This is a genomic window from Bartonella sp. AP57NXGY, from assembly GCF_042195805.1.
Lineage (GTDB): Bacteria > Pseudomonadota > Alphaproteobacteria > Rhizobiales > Rhizobiaceae > Bartonella.
In genome coordinates, this window is record NZ_JBHIOZ010000403.1 from 1 (window position 1) to 938 (window position 938).

Annotated in this window: 1 pseudogene; it reads right to left on the bottom strand. The window is 41.6% G+C overall.

From position 1 onward, the window contains the following. A pseudogene (locus ACFIL8_RS11130) lies at positions 1-938 on the bottom strand (hypothetical protein); the annotation flags it as partial.

The window sequence follows — 938 nt, forward strand, 5'->3', positions numbered from 1 at the left end:
TGCTGAGTTTCCCAAAGCTGTCCTCCATTCACAGCTTCTTTTGAATCTCTGTCTACCTTGCCATCCTCTACATTGATAATCTTACTTGGACTCTTAACACCCTGAGCATCAACATGAGATGCATCATAGCTTCCTTTTTCTTCATTCCAATTCAGACTATTCGAAGAGGTACCCTTTTCAACTTCTTTTATACGATCATTGATAGTGCTCATGCTGTCATTAACAACATCAAATGCTTCAGAGACATTATTACGCTCCTCTTTATCACCTTTCGTACCATCCTTATTAAAGACCTGAACAGTGAATTTTGGTCCTTGCCAGTTTCCTTCCTTATCATAACCAGCTCCTCCACCAAAATATGAGGCAAATGTCTGTTGAAGTGTATAAATCTGACCACCATTAATCGCATCCGTCGAATCTTCTGATATCTTTCCTTTCGCAAGGAACGTGATCTTGCTGTTTTCCTTGTTACCTTCTTTCTCATGCTGTGCTACAAACGCACCTGCATCATCACTCCACAACAACGCATTTTGCTCAATGTTGTCTGAAATCTCATTATGAAGATTCTTGAAAACCTTATTTACACCGGCAAACGCGGCTGCAATACTATCATAATTCTCCTCTTCAAAGCTTCCATCTTCTTGGAAAGTCATTATCTTGAAACCTGGAAGCGCCCAGCCATCACCATCATACTTAGCATCACCACCAAAATACTTTGCTAGCGACTGATTCAGATCATAAATCTGTCCGCCATTAACCGCATCACTCGAGCCTGATACTATAGAGCCAGCCGCAAGTGATGTGATCTTGCTTGCTTTTCTGTCATCACCTTTCCCATGCAGAGCGATAAAAGCTTTGTCACCATCGCTCCAAGATAAAGAATCTTGTGCAACTCCCTCTGAGACCTCCTTAATGCGAGCGTTCACATTCTTGATATT